Annotated in this window: 21 protein-coding genes; 13 read left to right on the top strand and 8 right to left on the bottom strand. The window is 69.3% G+C overall.

The annotated features are described in order from the left end of the window. Positions 1-260 precede the first annotated feature (260 nt). From VF665_RS18450 to VF665_RS18440, 3 genes are all read left to right on the top strand, one after another. Positions 261-1,760, top strand: coding sequence for a RapZ C-terminal domain-containing protein (locus VF665_RS18450; RefSeq protein ID WP_331054925.1), 1,500 nt, complete (start codon positions 261-263; stop codon positions 1,758-1,760). Further along, entirely contained in the window at positions 1,760-2,488 is a 729-nt protein-coding gene (locus tag VF665_RS18445; protein ID WP_331054924.1) for a nucleotidyltransferase family protein, read from the top strand. The genes VF665_RS18450 and VF665_RS18445 overlap by 1 nt, the downstream gene beginning before the upstream one ends. A gap of 65 nt (positions 2,489-2,553) precedes the next feature. Further along, on the top strand, positions 2,554-3,123 hold the full coding sequence (locus VF665_RS18440) for a hypothetical protein (RefSeq protein ID WP_331054923.1): 570 nt from the start codon (positions 2,554-2,556) through the stop codon (positions 3,121-3,123). Between the two features lie 59 nt (positions 3,124-3,182). Here VF665_RS18440 and VF665_RS18435 read toward each other — a convergent pair whose 3' ends face one another. The 8 genes from VF665_RS18435 to coxB form a co-directional block, all read right to left on the bottom strand. Beyond that, positions 3,183-3,659, bottom strand: coding sequence for a type II toxin-antitoxin system VapC family toxin (locus VF665_RS18435; protein ID WP_331054922.1), 477 nt, complete (start codon positions 3,657-3,659; stop codon positions 3,183-3,185). Further along, entirely contained in the window at positions 3,656-3,868 is a 213-nt protein-coding gene (locus VF665_RS18430; RefSeq protein ID WP_331054921.1) for a hypothetical protein, read from the bottom strand. The genes VF665_RS18435 and VF665_RS18430 overlap by 4 nt, the downstream gene beginning before the upstream one ends. Positions 3,869-3,973: 105 nt before the next feature. After that, positions 3,974-4,186 (bottom strand): hypothetical protein, encoded by a 213-nt coding sequence (locus VF665_RS18425; protein ID WP_331054920.1) that lies wholly within the window; start codon positions 4,184-4,186, stop codon positions 3,974-3,976. Positions 4,187-4,451: 265 nt separating this feature from the next. Beyond that, a complete protein-coding gene (locus tag VF665_RS18420; RefSeq protein ID WP_331054919.1) occupies positions 4,452-5,360 on the bottom strand; it encodes a cytochrome c oxidase assembly protein in 909 nt (302 codons plus the stop codon). Between the two features lie 25 nt (positions 5,361-5,385). Further along, positions 5,386-5,844 carry a cytochrome C oxidase subunit IV family protein gene (locus VF665_RS18415; RefSeq protein WP_331054918.1) on the bottom strand — a complete coding sequence of 153 codons (459 nt, stop codon included), beginning with the start codon at positions 5,842-5,844 and terminating at the stop codon, positions 5,386-5,388. A 6-nt stretch (positions 5,845-5,850) separates the two neighbouring features. Beyond that, positions 5,851-6,504 carry a cytochrome c oxidase subunit 3 gene (locus VF665_RS18410; RefSeq protein ID WP_331054917.1) on the bottom strand — a complete coding sequence of 218 codons (654 nt, stop codon included), beginning with the start codon at positions 6,502-6,504 and terminating at the stop codon, positions 5,851-5,853. Between the two features lie 157 nt (positions 6,505-6,661). Further along, positions 6,662-8,611 (bottom strand): cytochrome c oxidase subunit I, encoded by a 1,950-nt coding sequence (ctaD, locus tag VF665_RS18405; RefSeq protein WP_331054916.1) that lies wholly within the window; start codon positions 8,609-8,611, stop codon positions 6,662-6,664. 102 nt (positions 8,612-8,713) lie between these two features. Further along, the gene (gene coxB, locus VF665_RS18400) at positions 8,714-9,808 is read right to left on the bottom strand and encodes a cytochrome c oxidase subunit II (protein ID WP_331054915.1); all 1,095 of its coding nucleotides are present in this window, start codon (positions 9,806-9,808) and stop codon (positions 8,714-8,716) included. A gap of 418 nt (positions 9,809-10,226) precedes the next feature. Here coxB and VF665_RS18395 point away from each other — a divergent pair, with 418 nt between their 5' ends. The 10 genes from VF665_RS18395 to VF665_RS18350 all read left to right on the top strand — a co-directional run. Beyond that, positions 10,227-12,137, top strand: coding sequence for an ABC transporter ATP-binding protein (locus VF665_RS18395; RefSeq protein WP_331054914.1), 1,911 nt, complete (start codon positions 10,227-10,229; stop codon positions 12,135-12,137). After that, positions 12,134-12,760 carry a hypothetical protein gene (locus VF665_RS18390; RefSeq protein WP_331054913.1) on the top strand — a complete coding sequence of 209 codons (627 nt, stop codon included), beginning with the start codon at positions 12,134-12,136 and terminating at the stop codon, positions 12,758-12,760. The genes VF665_RS18395 and VF665_RS18390 overlap by 4 nt, the downstream gene beginning before the upstream one ends. Positions 12,761-12,764: 4 nt before the next feature. After that, complete coding sequence (locus VF665_RS18385; protein WP_331054912.1) at positions 12,765-12,992, top strand: hypothetical protein; 228 nt, start codon at positions 12,765-12,767, stop codon at positions 12,990-12,992. A gap of 139 nt (positions 12,993-13,131) precedes the next feature. After that, entirely contained in the window at positions 13,132-13,485 is a 354-nt protein-coding gene (locus VF665_RS18380) for a PadR family transcriptional regulator (RefSeq protein ID WP_331054911.1), read from the top strand. After that, the gene (locus VF665_RS18375; protein ID WP_331054910.1) at positions 13,472-14,086 is read left to right on the top strand and encodes an HAAS signaling domain-containing protein; all 615 of its coding nucleotides are present in this window, start codon (positions 13,472-13,474) and stop codon (positions 14,084-14,086) included. The genes VF665_RS18380 and VF665_RS18375 overlap by 14 nt, the downstream gene beginning before the upstream one ends. Further along, positions 14,083-14,637 carry an HAAS signaling domain-containing protein gene (locus VF665_RS18370; RefSeq protein ID WP_331054909.1) on the top strand — a complete coding sequence of 185 codons (555 nt, stop codon included), beginning with the start codon at positions 14,083-14,085 and terminating at the stop codon, positions 14,635-14,637. The genes VF665_RS18375 and VF665_RS18370 overlap by 4 nt, the downstream gene beginning before the upstream one ends. A gap of 274 nt (positions 14,638-14,911) precedes the next feature. After that, positions 14,912-15,460, top strand: coding sequence for a nuclear transport factor 2 family protein (locus tag VF665_RS18365; RefSeq protein WP_331054908.1), 549 nt, complete (start codon positions 14,912-14,914; stop codon positions 15,458-15,460). A gap of 65 nt (positions 15,461-15,525) precedes the next feature. Then, positions 15,526-17,763: a BamA/TamA family outer membrane protein gene (locus tag VF665_RS18360; RefSeq protein ID WP_331054907.1), complete on the top strand. Its 2,238-nt coding sequence runs from the start codon at positions 15,526-15,528 to the stop codon at positions 17,761-17,763. A 268-nt stretch (positions 17,764-18,031) separates the two neighbouring features. Beyond that, entirely contained in the window at positions 18,032-18,442 is a 411-nt protein-coding gene (locus VF665_RS18355) for a hypothetical protein (RefSeq protein WP_331054906.1), read from the top strand. 138 nt (positions 18,443-18,580) lie between these two features. Next, on the top strand, positions 18,581-19,428 hold an 848-nt coding region (locus tag VF665_RS18350; protein ID WP_331054905.1), incomplete at its 3' end, for a serine hydrolase domain-containing protein.

Here is a 19,428-nt window from a genome sequence, read left to right as displayed (position 1 = left end):
CGGCGCCGTTGGCAACAGCTGTATCGTTGCCTACGGCGCGCGAAGCCCGACCCGGAGCGCAGCGGAGGGGCACGCCCGGAACCGCAGTGCGGAGTTCTGAGTGCGGAGTGCGGAGTGCAGCGGACCAACCCACGCCTCGCCGATCGCCCACCGGCACGCCTCGTCCGCGCCGTCCGCGATCTTACGGCACCACCGTTGCGGCTGTAGGTTGCGCCCGGTCACGCGACCGTGCGCTGCATCCGCCACAACCCGAGTGCGAAGTGGACAGAATCTTCCGCAGGCTCTTCAAGCAGCACTTCGGCGCGCCGCCGGTGAGCGTCCTCGAGATCGCCGGGGACGGCTCCGCGCGCAAGATGGTGCGCCTGGTGGGCCCGAACATGGAAACCGCCGTGGGCGTGGTGGGGCCGGACCCGGACGAGAACCGCGCGTTCCTGGCGTTCACGCGCGCGTTCCGCTCCATCGACCTCCCCGTCCCCGAAGTGTACGCCGTGGACCGCAAGGCGGGCGTGTACATCGAGGAGGACCTGGGCGAAACCACGCTCTTCGACGCCGTGGGCCAGGCGCGCCAGGCAGACCCGGACGCGGACTTTCCCGCCGCCATGCTCCCCATCTACCGCCGCATCCTGGAGGTGCTCCCGCGCTTTCAGGTGGAGGGCGGGCAGGCGGTGGACTACTCGGTGGCGTATCCGCGTGCCGCGTTCGACCGCCAGTCGATCCTGTGGGACCTGAACTACTTCAAGTACCACTTCCTCAAGCTGGCGCACATTCCGTTCAACGAGGCGCGGCTGGAGAAGGACTTTCGCCGCTTCGCCACCTTTCTGCTGGGCGCCGACACGCGGCACTTCCTGTATCGCGACTTTCAGTCGCGCAACGTCATGGTGCGCGACGGCGAGCCCTGGTTCATCGACTACCAGGGCGGCCGCCGCGGCGCGCTGCAGTACGACGTGGCCTCGCTGCTGTACGACCCGAAGGTGGGGCTCACGGAGCCGCTGCGGGAGGAACTGCTGGAGCACTACCTGGGCGAGCTGGAGAAGCGGATGCCGGTGGACCGCGACCGCTTTCGCCAGCACCTGCGCGGCTACACCCTGGTCCGTATCCTTCAGGCGATGGGCGCGTACGGCTACCGCGGATTCTTTGAGCGCAAGCCGCGCTTTCTGCAGAGCGTGCCCCAGGCCATCCGCAACGTGGAGCGGCTGCTGGAAACCGGCTTCGTGCCCGTGGAACTGCCGGAGTTCCGCGCCGTGCTGGAGACCATCTGCGGCAGCACCACGCTGCGCAAGCGCCAGCCCGCGCCCAAGCCGGGACTCACCGTCTACACCGGCAGCTTCAGCTACAAGCGCGGCTACCCCGACGACGCGGGCGGCCACGGCGGCGGCTTTGTGTTCGACTGCCGCGCGGTGCACAACCCGGGGCGCTACTCGGAGTACGCCAGCCTGTGCGGCTGCGACGAGCCGGTCAAGGACTTTCTGGAAAGCCTTCCGGAGGTGGAGGACTTCTGGCTCCACGTGCGCGGTCTGGCCGAGCACCACGTGGGCGCCTGGCTTACGCGCGGCTTCAGCTCGCTGTCCGTGAACTTCGGGTGCACGGGCGGGCAGCACCGCTCGGTGTACTTCGCCGAGCGGCTGGCCGCGTACCTGCGCGCCAACTACCCGTCCGTGCACGTGGTGCTCACGCACCGCGAGCAGGACCACTGGCCCGACCGGGACCTGGCGATGGCGCAGATGGCCGGCGCCACGGCCGGCGCCACGGAACCCGCCTGATGGACGCCATGATTCTGGCGGCGGGGCTGGGCACGCGCCTGCGCCCGCTGACGGACCACACGCCCAAGGCGATGATCGAGGTGGGCGGCGTGCCCATGCTGGAGCGCGTGGCCCGCCGGCTGATCGCCGCCGGCGCGGACCGGCTGATCATCAACACGTCGTACCTGGCGGAGGTGATCGAGGACTACGTGCGCGCCCAGGACGGGTTCGGGGTGCCCGCCCTGTTCTCGCGCGAAGACCCGGGGCCGCTGGAGACGGGGGGCGCGCTGCTGGCCGCACGGCCCCTGTTCCGCGGGGATGCGCCGTTCTTTCTGCACAACGCCGACATCGCCACCGACCTGCCGCTGGACGCGCTGTACGCCGCGCACACGGCCGCGGGCGATCCGCTGGCCACGGTGGCCGTGCTGGACCGTCCGTCCACCCGCAAGCTGCTCTTTGACGACGACGGCCTGCTGGGCCGCGTGGACGAAGGCAAGGGGGTGGACCTGCGTGTGCGCCCCGCCCGCGGCCCCGTGGTCGCGCTCCCGTTCGCGGGGGTGCACGTGCTCGCCCCCCGCTTCCCCGCCCTGCTTACGGAAACGGGGGCGTTCAGCATCCTGGAGCCGTACCTGCGGCTTGCGGGCGCGGGGGAGCGCATTCTGCCCTACCGCGTGGACGGGAGCGCCTGGCTGGACATCGGCCGCCCCGAGCAGCTGGAAGCGGCGCGCCGCCGCTTTGCGGGTGCGTGAGCGGAACGCAGCTTGCGAAAGGTTTGCACAAGCTGAGATCCCGCGACTACGACGGAAGGACGACGATGACACGACGGGCGGCAACGTTGGGCGCGCTGTTTCTGCTGGCCGCATGCGGCGGCGGCGGCGGGGGACAGCAGGCGGAGGGCGGAGGAGCGGAGGTGCCGGTTTCCGACGCCACGCCCGGGGTGCAGCAGACCGGGGAGCCGGTGGGCGGGCCGGGCGACGCCGCGCCGAACATTCACTCCACCCGGACGCCGGACCAGATGATCGCCGCGGGGCAGCTTTCCCCGGTGAACAACTCCGGGGTGCGCGGCGGGGTGAACATGCGCGGCATCGGCGAGCAGACGGAGGTGTCCATGAACGTCAGCGGCGTGCCGCAGGGGCAGCAGGTGCAGGCGGCCCTGGTGCAGGGCGCGTGCGGAACGGCGGGCACCTCCGTGGCGGAAATCGGCCCGCTGACGGTGGGCGCGGGCGGGGTCGCCTCCGTCACCGACACCGTCCCGCTGCCGCCGGCCACGGTAATGAGCGGCGCGCATTCGCTGATCGTGAAGGGGCAGAACGCCGGCCCGGCCACCCCGGCGCTGGCCTGCTCGCCCATCCCCAAGTCGGAGCCCATGCTGCCGACGTCCTGACCGGGATCAGATTGGACGACAGAGACGCCGTGCGGCTGCCAGCCGTGCGGCTTTTCTGTTCACAGCTCCAGGACGGCGAATCCCTCCTGCTCCGCCGCGCGGCACTGGCGGATGTCCGCGCTCACGAAGATGAACGGCACTCCGGCTTCCACCTGCTCACGCGCGACCAGCGCCGCCGCGATGTGCACGGCGTCCGCCCCTCGCACCCTCCGCCGGTCGACGACATCCGCCGCCAGCGGCATGCAGCCGCTCGACGCAATCCGGACCCCTGGTTTCTTGGCCAGCATCTGTGAGCGGACTTCCGGAAGCGTGCGCCTGTATGCGGCCGGACTGAGTCCCCGACGGGAAGCATTGGGCCCGTTCGCGATCTGCTGCAGCGCCGAAACGGTTTCAGGCAGAGCCAGGTCGCAGATGCAGATCTTGGCACGCGGGGGCTGTGCGTTGGCGCCCCTCAGGAGTTCCTTCACGGTCTCGGATCCTGGTTCCACGACGTACAGGCGCACGACGGCCGAAGACTCCAGAAAGTACACCTTCATAGCGTCCCCGTGTTGCGGAGCTCCATGAACATCGCGCTGACCTCGTCCTCCGTGAAGGGAAGGAATCTCAGGGCATCCCAGTCGATCGGATTGTCGGATTCCTGCCCGGGCACAAGAATCCCTTCTGCTTCCAGCCTCTTCTCCCAGGCATCCCAGTCGATTTCCGGTGCGTTCCCGGCCGATTCCGGTTCCGGTTGTACCTCGGACATACGAAAACTCCCGTGTTCAAGGGTTGCGGAGCTGATGCGCCGCTTTCTGGTTCGGTTCCACCTCGGCGGAACGCACGCCGGCGGGCCAGTCGATCCTGTGCAGCTTCAGAGCTTTCCCGTGTTGCGCAGCTCCATGAACATGGCGCTGACCTCATCCGCAGTGAACGGCAGAAACTCCAGCGCGTCCCAGTCGATCGGCGTCTTGGATTCATGCCCGCGCACCAGGATTCCTTCTTCTTCCAACCTCTTTCGCCGAGCATCCCAGTCGATCTCGGGCTCGTCCCCGGCCGCTTCGGATTCCGGTGATACGTCGGACATGTGAACCTCCGGCGTGAGAGAAGATTCGGCGCTGATCGCCAGAACGGGCCGGGCAGACCCGCGCGCACCGTCCACTCACCAAGATAAAACGTTCACTCTGAACGTCCAATACCGCGAGCCGCCACCGTGCGGACCCGTTTCCCGACAGACGAACAAGCACAATCCGCACAGCGCCGGGAGCGGGGCGGAATCGCGCTGCGCGACATAAGAAAACCGCCGCCCGGGGGAACCGGGCGGCGGTCGTCGTGATCGTGCGGCGGAGGGGTCAGCCGCCCGGGAACGGGGGCGGGGCGGTGACCACCAGGCCGGAGCGGTTCACCCGCGGCTGCGCCAGGGTGACGGCTTCGTCTTCCCTGCGCTCGCGGTTGGTCCAGCGAAAGTACACGGCGGTGATGGCCAGCCAGAGCGTGAGCCCGCCCGGCACCCACATGATCACCCCGCCCAGCCGCTGGTCCTCCAGCGCCGACAGCGCGGGGATGAGCCGCGGGGCCTCCACGTACCAGCTGTACAGCTCGCTCTGCGAGAAGGTGATGAGCGCGGCGGAGACCATCATGGGAATCCCCACCAGGAACAGGTACACCATCTGGAGCACGGGCGCCACGCGCGGAAGCTCCGGCAGCGGGCTCATGACCGGCCACCACATGATCGTCCCCGTCACCATGATCATCAGGTGCATGGTGATGTGGACGTTGTGGTTGCGCATCATCAGGTCGTACGGACCCGGAAAGTGCCAGGCCAGAAAGATGATGTTGTTGAGCGCGAACGCCACCAGCGGAAAGGTGAGCGCGCGGGCAATGCGCCGCCCCCACGTGCGCCGCACCAGCGGGCGCAGCAGCCAGTCCGGCGTGCCGTACAGCAGAAAGGGCGGCATCATCAGGATCAGCACCAGGTGCTGAACCATGTGCGCGCTGAACAGAAAGTAGTCGCTCAGCTCGTGCAGGGGGCCCTGCAGCGAGGCGAACATCATCACCAGGCCAAAGGCGAACGACGCCACCTTCCGGCCCGGCACCGGCGACGACCCCGCGAAGCGGTGCCGCAGCGGCCCGATGGCCAGAAAGTAGGCGCCCGCCATGAGCAGCCACCCCGCCATGAAGCTGGGGTAGACCTTCCATTCACTCCAGGAAAAGGTCTCGCCCCCGTGCAGAAGGGCGAGACCCAGAACCGCAGACTGCATTGCAGAACCTCGTACCGCGGTGAGGTCAGTGCGGCGTCGGCGCCGCCTCGCCCGTGCTGGGCGTGGTGGGCGCCGTGGGGTTGCCGCTGGGCGCTGTGGAGGTGCCGTGCACCGACTCGTTGTTGGTCAGCGTTCCGTGCCCCGGGTACCGGGTGGCCGTTCCGTGCAGAATGTGGAACAGCATGATCATGCTGCCGATGACCAGGATCGCGAGCGCCGCCGGAAACAGGAATACCCCGGTGAACAGCTTGTGATCGAACTTGAGGTGCATGTAGTACGCGACCACCAGAACGAACTTGGCCGCCGACAGCACCAGGATGATGGTGGCGGCCGCGCCGCTCCCCAGGGTGCCGTTCGTTTCGCCCAGGTACCCCAGCACTTCCAGACCGGTGAGCACCAGCAGAATGGCGCCGATGATCAGGTAGAAGCGGTTGGTGGGGTGCGCGTGCGCCCCGTGGGCCATCTCGTGCGTTTCGCTGCTCATGCTCGCTTACTTGATCAGGTACACGAGGGGAAAGATCACGATCCAGATCACGTCCACGAAGTGCCAGTACAGGCCGGCCAGCTCCACGTTGAGCGACTTTTCCGGCCCGATGCGGCCCCGGTACGCCATCCACGCCAGCGTCATGAGGTACAGCACGCCCGCCGTTACGTGGGCGCCGTGAAAGCCCGTGAGCAGGTAGAAGCTGCTGCTGAACAGGCTGGTGCCCAGCGACAGCCCCTCGTGGTAGAAGTGCGTGAACTCGTAGACCTGGCACCCCAGAAAGATGCTGCCGCCAAAGGCCGTCAGGAACAGCCACAGGGCGCTCTTCATCCGCTCGCCGCGCTGCGTGTAGTTCAGCGCCAGCACCATGGCCACCGAACTCATCAGCAGAATGAAGGTGCTGACGGTGGTGAGCGGCAGGTTGAAGATGCCGTGCCCCGGGTTCACGCAGGGCACGCCCTTCCAGCAGTCGCCGTGCGGCGTGGGCCCGCTGATGCTGTTGCCCTTGTACGCCATGTACGTGGCGATCAGCGAGCCGAACAGAAGGCACTCCGAGCCGATGAAGCCCCAGAAGGCCAGCTTGCGGTTGTCGAGGCCGGTGCTGGTGTCCAGGTGGGCCGGGTTGGCCTCGTGCGCGCTCAGCGCATGCGAATGGTCCATGGTCCTGTGTCGAAAGAAAGGACAGCGTTCGGTAATGCGGTGCTCAACAGCGAGTGCTCAGTGCCCGGGTACAAGTGCCCAGTGCACAGTGCCCAGGCGCCCGGTGGCGGTCCGCGGCCCGTTTAGGGGCACTCGGCACCGGGCACTTCCCGTTCGCTCAGTGCTCGTGGCTGTGCCCCGGCTCAAAGGCCCAGGCGTAGATGGCCACCACCGTGAGCAGCGCGCCCGCGGGGGTCATGTACCACAGGTTGTGCAGCGCGCCCTCCATGTGGCGGAACAGCAGGCCGATGAAGATCATCGAGATGCCGGCCGCCAGAATGATGGGCCAGTACGACGGGGGCGGCAGGTGAATCGCCTGGTCGGGCGACATCTTGTTCACGTCCGACTCCGGATCGGCCACCTCGCCCACCTTGTGCCCCAGCAGCGTCACCTGCTCCGTTTCTTCTTCCGTGCGGCCGCGCGGAATGCCGGCCTGCCGCCCCGCGTCGCCCTCCCACAGGGGCATGCGCGAGTGCACCACCGGAATGCGGGCGAAGTTGTACACCGGCGGCGGCGACGGAATGGACCACTCCAGCGTGGCCGCGCCCCACGGGTTCGCGCCCGCCTTGCGCCCGAACTTCCACGACAGCGCCAGGTTCACGGCGAACACCAGGGTGCCCAGCGCCAGGATGAACGAGCCCGCCGAGATCAGGGCGTTCATCTCGTTGAAGCCCATGTTGTCGCCGTACGTGAAGATGCGGCGCGGCATGCCCAGCATCCCCAGAAAGTGCATGGGAAAGAAGGTGATGTTCATGCCGATCAGGGTGAGCCAGAAGTGCGCCTGCCCCGCCCGCTCGCTCAGCAGCCGGCCGAACACCTTGGGGTACCAGTAGTAGATCCCCGACCAGAGCCCCAGCACCGTGCCGCCGAAGAACACGTAGTGGATGTGCGCCACCACGAAGTAGGTGTCGGTCTGCTGCAGGTCGCTGGGGGCCGCGGCGTGCATCACGCCCGAAATGCCGCCCACCGTGAACATGGCCAGGAAGGCCAGCGAGAACAGCATGGCCGTGGTAAAGCGGATGCTGCCGCCCCACAGCGTGCCCAGCCAGTTGAAGATCTTGATGCCCGTGGGAATGGCGATGAGCATCGTGGACAGCGCGAAGAAGCTGTCGGCGATGGGGCCCATGCCCGTGGCGAACATGTGGTGGCTCCACACGCCCCACCCCAGCCAGCCGATCAGCACCCCCGAGAACACCATGACGTTGTAGCCGAACAGCGGCTTGCGGCTGAAGGTGGGGATCACCTCCGACACCATGCCCATGATGGGCAGGATGAGGATGTACACCTCGGGGTGGCCGAACATCCAGAACAGGTGCTGCCACAGCAGCGGGTCGGCGCCCTTGTTGATGTCGTAGAAGGCGCTGCCGAACACGCGGTCAAACATCAGCTCGGTCACGGCGATGGTGAACACCGCCATCGCCGTCACGATCAGCACGTTGGTGATCAGCGTCATCCAGGTGAAGATCGGCATGCGCATGAGCCGCATTCCCGGCGCGCGCATGTTCACGATCGTCACGATGAAGTTGAGCGACGCCAGGATGGACGACAGACCCAGGATCTGCAGGCCCAGGACGTAGAAGTCCATGTTGAGCCCGGGCGAGAACTGCCGGGTGGTGATGGGCGCGTAGGCGAACCACCCGGAGTTGGGGCCCACCTGCAGCAGCATGCCGGTGTTGAAGAAGAGCACGCCGAACAGGTAGATCCAGTACGACAGCGCGTTCAAGCGCGGGAACGCCACGTCGCGCGCGCCGATCTGCAGCGGCACCATGTAGTTGAACAGCGCCGCCGTAAGCGGCATCAGCGCGCCGAAGATCATGGTCAGCGCGTGCACCGTGAACAGCTGGTTGTACAGGTCGGCGCTGACGAAGTCGTTGTTGGGCACGGCGAGCTGCACCCGGATCAGCAGCGCCTCCAGGCCGCCGACCAGGAAGAAGAAGAACGCCGTGGCGCCGTACAGAATGCCGATGCGCTTGTGGTCGACCGTGGTGATCCAGCTCCACAGCCCCCGGGGCTCGGGGTGGGCGGCGGCGAGGCTGTGCGGGGCCGCCACCGTAGCGGTTGATGCCATTCCTACTCCATCGGGTTCGGGGCGCCGGTGTGGCCCGGGCGCCTGATCACGGAAGCGCGCCCCCGGTGGCCGGGGGCGGGCGTATCTGCCGCGGTGCCGCGCCTACTGCAGGCTCTGCAGGTAGGCCACGATGTACGTAATCTGCTCTTCGGTGAGGCCGTTGGGGATGTCGCCGCCCAGCTGCGGCATCTTGGACCCCGGCTTTACCGACGGCGCGTTGCGGACCCACTGGCGCAGGTTTTCCGCGTTGTTCTCCAGGATCCCCGCGGCCAGCGTGCGCCGGCGGCCAAAGTGCGTGAGCACCGGGCCGGTGCGCCCCACCATGGGGGTTCCCTTGATTACGTGGCACCCCGCGCAGACGCCCTGCGTCACCAGCTTCTTGCCCACGGCCACGGCCGAGGCGCTGTCGGTGGGCTCCACGGCCGGGCGCGCCTCGTTCTCCAGCCACTGGCGGAAGCCTTCGGGCGTGTGGGCGATGAGCCGCATCTTCATGAGCGCGTGGCTGTCGCCGCAGAACTCGGCGCACTGGCCCATGTACACGCCCGGCTCGCGCGGGGTGAAGATGAGCCGGTTGACGCGGTTGGTGATCAGGTCGCGCTTGCCCGCCATCTGCGGCACCCAGAAGGAGTGCAGCACGTTGTCGCTTTCCAGCAGCAGCTGAACGGGCTGCCCCACGGGAACGTGGATTTCGTTGGCGGTGACGATGGTGTCCTTGCCCACCGGGTACTGGAACTCCCACCACCACTGCTTGCCGATCACCCGCACGTTGAGCGCGTTGGCCGGCGGCTCGGGCTGGGTGATGAAGATGGCGCGCACGGTGAACACCGCGATCACCGCCACGATCAGGGCGGGAAGCAGGGTCCACGCGATTTCGAGCGTGGTGTTGCCGTGGAACTGCTGCGCCTCGGGCCCGCCCGGGCGGTAGCGGAACTTCCACAGGATCCAGGCCATCAGGCCGAAGGTCAGCAGGCCGACCGCGATGCCCATCCACATGGTGAGGTGGAACAGGAACATCTGCTCCTCCGCCATTTCGGTGGCGGGGGCAAAGGTCGACTGCGGAAAGCGCGTCAGGTGGTCGTCCCCGCAGGCCGCGGCCACGACGAGCAGCAGGGGGAGCAGCGCGGGGAGGCCGCTGCGCAGCGCCCGTCCGGGGCGCAGCCGGCGGAGGGACCCGGCGGCGGTCAGAACTGACTTCATCGGCTGTGGGTGTTCGGCGTTCTGCAAGGGTCCAGCGAGCCGGGACGCGCGGGCGCGCGAGCCGTGCGCAGGGCGGCGGCCCGGACCGGGCGCCATAATACGCCGCCCCTCCGGCGCGCGCCAGTATCCGCGCGGGCTTCCCGGCGCGGGGGCGCACCCTTCCATGTTGGGCGGGAATGTAAGGAGGCTCCGGTGCGGTGTATGTCGGGAAAGCGCCTACAAACGTAGTGCTAGGAGGGAAGTGCGGAGTGCGGAGTGCGGAGTGGCCAGTGCCCAGGGACGAGTGCCCAGTGACCAGGGCCCAGTGCCCGGACTCAGCGCTCAGCACTCAGCACTTCCCCTCCCGCACTTCCCTTTCGCTCTCCGCCCGCGCCGATGGTATCTTCCGGGCTCCATCGCGCACTCCGGACCCGGGTTCATGGCACAGGCTCGCACTCACGTAGGCCAGCGGCGGCGGTCGCTCACCGAGGGACGCCCCACCCTTCGCGAGCGGCTGCGCGCCATGCGCAACCTTCCCCCATTCGTGCGCATGGTGTGGCGCACGCACCGCGGCTACGTGTTGGGCATCGCCGCGCTGCGCCTGCTGCGCGCGTTCGTCCCCATCGCCACGCTCTGGATCGGCAAGCTGATCGTGGACGAGGTGGTGGCCGCCTCGCGCGCCGGCACGCCGGACTGGAACCGCATCGCCTCCCTGGTCGCGCTGGAGTTCGGCATCGTGGTGGTGGGCGAAATGGCGGCCCGCGGGGGCACGCTGCTGGAAAGCCTGCTGGGCGACCTGTTCAGCAACCGCCTGAGCGTGCAGCTGATGGAGCACGCCGCCGAGCTGGACCTGCAGCACTTCGAGGATCCGGAGTTCTACGACCGCCTGGAGCGCGCGCGCCGGCAGACGGTGGGACGCATCGCCCTGCTCGCGCAGATGTTCGGGCTGGCGCAGGACGCGGTCACGCTGCTCACGCTCATCGGCACGCTGCTCGCCTTTTCTCCCGTGCTCTTCGTGCTGCTGGTGCTGGCGGTGCTGCCTTCCTTCCTGGGCGAGACGCACTTTGCCTCGCTGGGCTACTCGCTGCTGTACCAGTGGACGCCGGAGCGGCGGCGGCTGGACTACTATCGGATGATCGGCGCGTCGGACAAGACGGCCAAGGAGGTGAAGCTCTTTGGCCTCGCGCCCTTTCTGATCGAGCAGTACCGCGTTCTGTCTGACCAGTTCTACGCCGCCAACCGCCGCCTGGCCATCCGCCGCAGCCTGGTGAGCACGGCACTCACCATCGTCTCCACCCTGGGATACTACGCGGCCTACGGCACCATCGTGTACCGCACGGTGCTGGGGCGGCTCACGCTGGGCGACCTTACGCTGCTGGCGGGGACGTTCTCGCGCTCGCGCGACCTCATCCAGCGCATGCTGCTGTCCACCACGGACCTGTACGAACAGGCGCTGTACCTGGACGATCTGTTCACCTTTCTGGCCATGCGGCCCACCATCCGCAGGCCGGAGGCGGCGCTCCCGTTCCCGCGGCCCATACGCCAGGGCTTCGAGTTCCGCGACGTGTGGTTCCGCTACCCGGCCACGGGCGACGACGCCGGTGCGCCGGCGGACCCGCCTTCGGACGATCCGTCGTGGGTGCTGCGCGGCGTGTCGCTGCGCATTGCGCCGGGCGAGCGGCTGGCGCTGGTGGGCGAGAACGGTGCGGGTAAGACGACTATCACCAAGCTGCTCACGCGCCTGTACGAGCCCACGCGGGGGACGCTGCTGCTGGACGGGCACCCGCTGGGCGTGTACGACCCGGCGGAGCTGTACGACCAGGCGGGCGTCATCTTCCAGGACTTCGTGCGCTACGACATGACCGCGGAGGAGAACATCGCGGTCGGCCGCATCGGCGAGCTGGCGGGCAAGGGAGACGCCGAGCACCCGCGCGTGGTGGATGCCGCGCGGCGCTCGCTCGCCTCGGACGTGGTGGAAGCGCTCCCCGCGCGCTACCGGCAGATGCTGGGGCGCCGCTTCGAGGGCGGGGTGGACCTGTCTGGCGGACAGTGGCAGAAGGTGGCGCTCGGCCGCGCCTACATGCGTGATGCGCAGCTCCTCATCCTCGATGAACCCACCGCGGCCCTGGACGCGCGCGCGGAATACGAGGTGTTCCAGCGCTTCTCGGAACTGACGGAGGAGAAGATGGCGATCCTGATCTCGCACCGCTTCTCTACCGTGCGCATGGCGGACCGCATCATCGTGCTGGAGCACGGCCGCGTGCTGGAGGAGGGCACGCACGACGAACTGCTGGCTCTCGGCGGCCGCTACGCCGAGCTCTTCAACCTGCAGGCCGCGGGATACCGATGACGGATTCGCCTCTCGCCAACGACGACCTGCGCGCCGCGCTGGAGGAGGCGTGGCAGTCCGACGGCGAGCACGTGGAGCGGATGACGCTTTCCGCAGCCGTAATCTCCGCCGCGCTGGAACGGTCGGCCATGCGCGCCACCCTGGTCGGAGGTGGAGCCCTCGAGTTCTACGTTCCGGCCGGATACCAGACGAGCGACCTGGATTTCGTTGTGGAAAGCGGAACTCGGGAGCGGATTCACCAGGTGCTCACATCTCTCGGGCTCCTGAAGAACGGGCGGCACTGGATCCGAGCCGATCTGTTCGTGGAAGTTCCCGGCAACTCCATGACGGAGCCGGTGAGCGAGTTTTCGATTGGTGATTTCACGCTGCGCATTATCCGCCGCGAGGCTCTGCTGGCGGAGCGGATCGTCGGCTACCGGTACTGGAAGTACTGGGCGTACGGCCAGCAGTCCATCGAACTCCTGCAGTCGTTCAGGTCGTCGATGGACGAGGAACTGTTGCGCGGCATGCTGCGGGCGGAAGGTGCGGAAGACACGCTGAGCCTGCTGCTCGGGTTTCTGGATTCCGGATCGCCGCTCACGACCGAGGCTCTTGATCGGCTCTGGCATGCCCACTACCGTTAAGGCCATGAGCATCAAGGACATCGACCTTTCCGAACTGCGGGCGATGTGGGAGCGGAGCCGCGCCGCGGTGGCCGAACTGCGCGCCCGCACCGATCCCACGGGGATGACGCGGCCGGCGCGGGACCCGGACGAGCGCGAGTTCCTTCGGCAGCACGGCGGGCTGGGGCCGTTCGTGGAAAAGGACGAGCCGGGCTGGCGCGAGTGGCGCAACCGCGGCAATACGCTGGACTGACCGATGGGAGGGCGGGGCTGCTGAGGCGGTCCCGCCCTTTTCTCATCATCCCGGCGAATCACGAGTACATCCCCCTTGCCGGAAACGTCTGTCTACCATATCGTGTTATGCACGATTACTTGCCTAACCGGGGCTGCCGATGGATCTGAACGCGTGGAAGTCGCAGTTGCGGAAGGGCGCGGCCGAGCTGGCGGTGCTCGCCACGCTGGACCGCCACGAGAGCTACGGGCTGGACCTGCTGGACCGCATCCATGCGTCCGGCGGGCTGGAGCTGAGCGAAGGCTCCATTTATCCACTGCTGAACCGGCTGCAGAAGGAAGGCAAGATCCGCGGCCGGTGGGTGGAAGACCCCGAGGCCGCGCATCCCCGCAAGTACTACGCGGTTACGGACGAGGGGCGCGCGCTGCTGGCGGAGATGCTGGCCGAGTGGACGCAGTTCGAGGCGGGAATGCGGCAGATCCTGGGCGCGGAGGCGGTCCGTGAGCCGCGCTGAGGCATCCGGCCGGCTGGACGCCTACCTCGCCCGGCTGGACGCGGCGCTGGCGGACGTTCCCGCCGAGGAGCGCCGCGACATCCTGCTGGAAACGCGCGGCCACGTGCTGGAGCAGACCGGTCGCACGAATCGCGGCGTGGACGCCGTCCTTGCGGAACTGGGCGCGCCCGAGGAGTACGCGCGCCGCTTCCGTCCCGGGCAGGACGACGCGGAAGAGGCGGCGGCCGCGGACGAGCCGGCGCCCCGCCCCGGCGCCCTGCACGACCTGGCGCGGCTGGCCACGGGGGGGTGGAAGACGCTTCCCCTGCTGTTCGTGGTCGCGTTCTGGTACGCCATCGCGCTGATGTGGCTGTGTGTCGCCGTGCTCAAGCTCCTGGCGCCCAGCACGGTGGGGTACTGGATGACGGGGCCGGAAGGGCACCGCCGGTTCAGCTTCATCGGCATCAGCCCGGAGCCGCGGCCGGGGACGGAGGTGGTGGGATACGCGCTGGTGCCCATCGCGCTGCTGCTCGCCCTCGTCATCCACTTCGCCGTGTCGCGCGGGCTGCGGATGCTGTACGCGCGCTGGCCGGAACCGGGAACGCGCGGAGAGCGGACGTGATCCCGAACCATCCGGAGCGCGACGCGGCGCTGGAGCAGTACCTGTCCCGCCTGGAGGCCGAGCTTTCCACCCTCCCTGAACCTGAGCGGCGCGACATCCTGCTGGAGATGCGCAGCCACGTGCTGGACGGCACCCGGCGCCCGCCAGCCCGCACGGTGACGCAGGTGCTGGCGGAACTGGGCCCGGCGCAGGTGTACGCCCGCCAGTTCCTCGCGCCTCGAACGGAATGGCCGCGCCCCGGACTGATCGCGCGGCTGGCCGGGCGGCGGTGGATGGGGGTCGTGCTGCTGCTCCCGGTGGTGGCCGCGTATTCCGTGGCGGTGTTCGCCGTGCTGCTCGCGGTCAACAAGATGCTGGAGCCGGCGAACACGGGCCTCTGGATGCACGACCCCGGCGAGCCCTTTCAGCTGCAGCTGGTGGCCAGCGACCCCGGGCCGCGGGCGGGGCGCGAGGTGCTTGGCATGTGGCTCGTTCCCATGATGCTGGCCCTCGCGCTCGGCGTGCACCTGGCCGTGCGCGCGGTGCTCCGGCGGCTGCTGCGCCCGCGCTGACGCTCTGCGGCGGCGCCGACCTCCCCGGAGTACGGTGTATCCGGATCGTGTGTCAGTTTCACGACACACCCGGCGGAGAGATCGACGGCGCTCAAGCGCATCTTCTTCCATCGCAAAGACTTGCCGTGATCCACGGGATTGGCACTCTCGTCGCATTGGCGGTGTGCCGCGCCGGATGAACACACGGCGTACGGACCGCGGCCCATCCATCGTGTCCGGTTCCGCACCGCTCTCCATCGTCAGATCTTTCCCACCGAATCCCCTGTTCATCCACATGATCGTGAAATTTCTCGGCGCGGCCGCGATGATGGCCGCTCTGGCGACCGCCGGCACCGCGCAGGCGCAGAACGGCGCCGCGCGCGGACAGGCCCGCACGGCCGCCGCGGACTCGGCGGGCGCGCACGCCGCCGCGACCGGCTTTCTGGCCGCCTTCGACTCGCTGCAGTGGGAGCGGTTCAGCGGCTACATGGCCGACGACGTGACGATGTTCTTTCCGTTCGGCGACACGCCCGCCCGCGTGGATGGCCGCGCGGCGGTGGAGGCGCGCTTTCGCACCTTCTTTGAAGGCGCGCGTGCGGCCTACGCGCGCTCCGGCCGCCCGGGCGAGCCGCGGCTGGGGATCGTTCCGCAGAAGCTGCGCATTCAGATGGCGGGCGACGTGAGCATCGTCAGCTTTGAGCTGGGGACGGCCAACCCGTCGCGCCGTTCGCTCGTGTTCCAGCGGCGCGGCGACGGGTGGAAGCTGATCCACTGGCACGCATCGCCGTCCCCGCAGCCGGCCCGCCCCGCGCAGGCCGACTCCACGGCGCGCCCCGGGAACTGAAACTCGCCGGCGGCCCGGCGCGTACCCGGAGCCGCCCCCTCCCACTTCTTACGAGCATTCTCCCCATGCTTTTGAACATCGCCCTCGCCGCGCTGCTGCAGAGCACGCCCGTGGCGCAGGACACGACCGCCGCGTACGCCGACGCGGGCACGCGCCAGCTGGTGGCCGCGGCCCGCGACCGCCGCGCCCGCGTGGAGCGCACCATCGACGCCTATCAGGTCACCGCCAAGCAGCGGGCCCACGTGGGCGTGGAAGCGCTCTCGCGCAACCGCACCCTGTTTGGCCAGGAGATCGCCGTCGGCATCAGCTGGCGCCGCGGACAGCCGGGCACCGTGCGCGTGCTGGGCGCCCGCGAATCGTCGCCCAGCACCTCCACCGGCCTTCAGCTTCCCGGCAACCTGCGCGGCGACGGGCCCGACATGGCCTTTGACCCCGACAAGCTGCAGCTGGACATCTTTTCGTTCGGCGTCGGCTCGCGCGTGGACACCGACAGCGGCACCGCCCGGCCCATGCCGGACAGCGTGCGGGAGGGAGTGCACGCGGTCCGCGACAGCACCGGCAAGAAGACCGGGACCAGCGTGAACGTGAGCCTGGAGCCCATCGATCCGCTGAGCGCCGGAAGCGAGGCGCACTACCGCTTCCGCTCCGGCGACACCACCACGGTGCGGCTCCCCGACGGCACGCGGCTGCAGATGGTGCAACTGGAGATCATTCCGCGGCGGCGCGAGTTCAACCTGCTGCGCGGAACGCTGTGGATCGACATGCAGTCGCACGGGGTCGTGCGCAGCGTAATGACCACGGCGCGCCCGTTCGATCTGCAGCGCGACGTGGAGGACATCCCGGGGTTTCTGGGGATGGCGGGCGGCGTGCGCGCGACGGTGCGGTACGTGACGGTGGAGTACGCGCTGACGCAGAACCGGTTCTGGCTGCCGCGGCTGATGGCGGTGGACATGGAGGCCAACATCGGCATGCTGGCCGGCCTTCCCGTCCGTTTTGAGCGCAGCTACGAGAACTACCAGGTCACCGCCAGCGCCACGCCGGAGCGTGCGCCGCTGGAGGCCGTGGTGGCGCGCCGCGACACGGCGGGAATGCGCGTGTGCCGTGAGCAGGCCAAGGCCGTGCAGGGCGCCTGCATGTGCAGCAACGGCGCGTGCAGCGTGTGGAACGTGGAGATCCCCACGGACACGGCCGCGCTGCTGGCCAGCGCCGACCTTCCCCCGCCGCTGGTGAACGGGAGCAGCCGGCTGATCACGGGCGAAGAGGTGGAGTCGCTGGCCCGCGTGCTGGTTCCCGGTTTTGGCGATGCCATGCCGGAGCTGCATACGGAGATCGCCAGCCTGCGCATGCTGCGCTACAACCGGGTGGAGGCGCTTTCCGTGGGCGCCCGCGCGGACGTGGAGTACGGGCCGCTGACGGTGGACGGCGAATTCCGCATCGGCCTGGCGGACCGCGAGCCCAAGGCGGAGCTGGGTGTCACCCGGCAGACGGCAATCTGGAACACGCGCCTGGCGGGCTACCGGCGGCTGGTGCCGTTCGACCCCAACTCCCGCGCGCTGGGAATGGGCAACTCGCTGAGCGCCCTGCTGCTGGGGCGCGATGAATACGACTACTTCCTGGCCAGCGGCGCGGAGCTCACCGGCACGCCCATCCGCACCGGCGCGTGGACGTACAACTGGCGCCTGTTCGGCGAGCACCAGCACCCCACCACACGCAACACCAAAGTCACGCTGGGACAGGTGTGGGACGGCGGCGACGCGTTCCGCGAGGTGCGCCCGGCGGCGCGCGCGGACCAGTTCGGCGCCGGCCTCGGGCTGCGCCGCGACTTTGGCTCGGACCGCAGCCCGGCGCGGCTGACGACGGGCATTGGCCTGGAGGCGCAGACGGGCACCTTCGAGTTCGGGCGCGGGCAGGCGTTCGCGCGGCTGGCGTCGCCGCTGGGCGGCCGGCTGGCCCTGGCGCTGGAAGGCGCGGCCGGCACCACGACGGGCGACGTGCCGCTGCAGGGGCTGTGGTACCTGGGCGGAACCACGACGGTGCGCGGCTACGAGGGCGCGCTCGCGGGCGGCGAATCGTTCTGGCGCGCCCGCGCCGAGCTGGCGACGCCGACCCCCGCCGCGCGGCTGGTCCTGTTCAGCGACGCCGGCTGGGTGGGCGCGCGCGACGCCTGGCGCGGGGACCCGTCGCTGCTCTCCGCCGGCATCGGCGCCAGCCTGCTGGACGGGCTGATTCGCCTGGACCTGTCGCGCGCCATCCGCGAGCCCAAGGGCTGGCGCGTGGACCTGTATCTGGACGCCGCGCTGTAGTCCGCCGTGGTTGGGATGGACGGCGCCCGGCGCCGTCCATCCCCGGAAGCCGCCCCACACCGGGCGGTTTCTTCCGGACCACTTGCCTTGCTATACACGATCAGATGCGTTGCCCAGCATCCACCCTGGACGCCACCCTCCGTGATCCACACAAGGGAGCGGCCGTCCCGGGGGATGCGGATCGACACTTTTCGGCGCCGGCTTCCCGGCTGGGCGGCGCCGATTCCATCCACCAGCCGTACCGACACTTCTTTCCATCGAGATGAAGATGACCAGCATCGCCCGTTCCGCCGCCGCCGTCCTGATGACCGCGGCCCTTTCCGCCTGCGCCACCGCGCCGGCCGCCGAAACCACCCCGTCTACGACCGCGGGGTCACCCGCCGCGGCGTTCGACGCGGCGGGCACGTACGACTTCAATACGCAGGTGGGCGGGCAGTCCGTGGACGGCGTCGTCCGTCTGGCGCGCAACGCGAACGGCGGGTGGGGCGGCTCCGTATCCTCGCCCGTGACGGGAGAAATGCCGGTGCGCGCCGTCGCCGTGGAAGGGAACCGGGTCCGGGTGACCGCGTCCGGCAACCAGGGCGACCTGGTGCTGAACCTGGACGTCGCCGGCACGCGCGTGTCCGGCAACTGGTCGTACGCCGGCCAGGGCGGCGCGCTTACGGGCAGCCGCCGCTGATCCAGCGATGGCGGGTCGCGGGTGGACGCCGGCCGTCCACCCGCGGCCCGTCATCATCCTCTCCCGCTTTCCTTCCGATCACGGCCGCGCGCTCACCGAGCCGGCGCCGGTCCGCAATCCCATGGAGCCGTTCTGATGATGCAGTCCCTTTCCCGCCGCCGGCGCGCTTTCGTGCTCCGGGCGCTCACGCTAGCCGCGCTGATGGCCGCCGCGCCGCACGCGGGCGCGCAGCCCGACTCCGCCCTCGCCGCAAGGATCGAGCAGGCGCGGGGGCTGGCGCGCGCGCTCCTGGCGAGCGACACGCTGCCGGGGCTCTCCGTCGCGGTCGGGGTGGACGGGGAGATCGTCTGGGCGGAGGGATTCGGGTGGGCGGACGTGGAGCAGCGCCGGCCCGTGACGCCCGCGACGCAGTTCCGCGTGGGGAGCACGGCCAAGGCGCTCACCTCGGCCGCCGTGGGGCTGCTGCACCAGCGCGGGCGGCTGGCCGTGGACGCCCCCGTGCGGGACGTGGTTCCGGAGTTCGCGGAAAAGCCCTGGCCCGTGACGCTGCGCCAGTTGATGGGCCACACGTCCGGAATCCGCCACTACCGCACGGTGGACGAGATGATGAGCCGCACGCGCTGCACGGACGTGCGTGACGGCATCCGGGTGTTCGGCGCCGATTCGCTGCTGTTCCGCCCTGGCACGCGGTACAGCTACTCCAGCTACGGCTTCGTGCTCGCCAGCGCCGTGGTGCAGGCCCGCGCGGGCGAACCGTTCGCCGCGTTCATGCAGCGCGAAGTCCTCGGGCCGCTCGGGATGCGCGCCACCGTGCCGGATGTGCCCGGGGAGCGCACGGCGGACGAGGCGGTGCCGTACTCGCGCTCGGGCGGAGTCACGCGGCCCGCACCGGAGGTGGACATCACCTGCGTGCTCGCGGCGGGCGGATACCTGTCGACGCCCTCGGACCTGGTGCGCTTCGGGCAGGCGATGCTGGACCGCCGGCT

Source organism: Longimicrobium sp., from assembly GCF_036387355.1.
Classification (GTDB): domain Bacteria; phylum Gemmatimonadota; class Gemmatimonadetes; order Longimicrobiales; family Longimicrobiaceae; genus Longimicrobium.
This window is presented reverse-complemented; position numbering and strand designations above follow the sequence as displayed.

Excerpts from the sequence above, each read along its gene's own strand:
- VF665_RS18445 (WP_331054924.1), top strand. The coding sequence starts at position 1,760 with ATGGACGCCATGATTCTGGCGGCGGGGCTGGGCACGCGCCTGCGCCCG.
- VF665_RS18440 (WP_331054923.1), top strand. The coding sequence starts at position 2,554 with ATGACACGACGGGCGGCAACGTTGGGCGCGCTGTTTCTGCTGGCCGCA.
- VF665_RS18435 (WP_331054922.1), bottom strand. The coding sequence starts at position 3,659 with ATGAAGGTGTACTTTCTGGAGTCTTCGGCCGTCGTGCGCCTGTACGTC.
- VF665_RS18430 (WP_331054921.1), bottom strand. The coding sequence starts at position 3,868 with ATGTCCGAGGTACAACCGGAACCGGAATCGGCCGGGAACGCACCGGAA.
- VF665_RS18425 (WP_331054920.1), bottom strand. The coding sequence starts at position 4,186 with ATGTCCGACGTATCACCGGAATCCGAAGCGGCCGGGGACGAGCCCGAG.
- VF665_RS18420 (WP_331054919.1), bottom strand. The coding sequence starts at position 5,360 with ATGCAGTCTGCGGTTCTGGGTCTCGCCCTTCTGCACGGGGGCGAGACC.
- VF665_RS18415 (WP_331054918.1), bottom strand. The coding sequence starts at position 5,844 with ATGAGCAGCGAAACGCACGAGATGGCCCACGGGGCGCACGCGCACCCC.
- VF665_RS18410 (WP_331054917.1), bottom strand. The coding sequence starts at position 6,504 with ATGGACCATTCGCATGCGCTGAGCGCGCACGAGGCCAACCCGGCCCAC.
- ctaD (WP_331054916.1), bottom strand. The coding sequence starts at position 8,611 with ATGGCATCAACCGCTACGGTGGCGGCCCCGCACAGCCTCGCCGCCGCC.
- coxB (WP_331054915.1), bottom strand. The coding sequence starts at position 9,808 with ATGAAGTCAGTTCTGACCGCCGCCGGGTCCCTCCGCCGGCTGCGCCCC.
- VF665_RS18395 (WP_331054914.1), top strand. The coding sequence starts at position 10,227 with ATGGCACAGGCTCGCACTCACGTAGGCCAGCGGCGGCGGTCGCTCACC.
- VF665_RS18390 (WP_331054913.1), top strand. The coding sequence starts at position 12,134 with ATGACGGATTCGCCTCTCGCCAACGACGACCTGCGCGCCGCGCTGGAG.
- VF665_RS18385 (WP_331054912.1), top strand. The coding sequence starts at position 12,765 with ATGAGCATCAAGGACATCGACCTTTCCGAACTGCGGGCGATGTGGGAG.
- VF665_RS18380 (WP_331054911.1), top strand. The coding sequence starts at position 13,132 with ATGGATCTGAACGCGTGGAAGTCGCAGTTGCGGAAGGGCGCGGCCGAG.
- VF665_RS18365 (WP_331054908.1), top strand. The coding sequence starts at position 14,912 with ATGATCGTGAAATTTCTCGGCGCGGCCGCGATGATGGCCGCTCTGGCG.
- VF665_RS18360 (WP_331054907.1), top strand. The coding sequence starts at position 15,526 with ATGCTTTTGAACATCGCCCTCGCCGCGCTGCTGCAGAGCACGCCCGTG.
- VF665_RS18355 (WP_331054906.1), top strand. The coding sequence starts at position 18,032 with ATGACCAGCATCGCCCGTTCCGCCGCCGCCGTCCTGATGACCGCGGCC.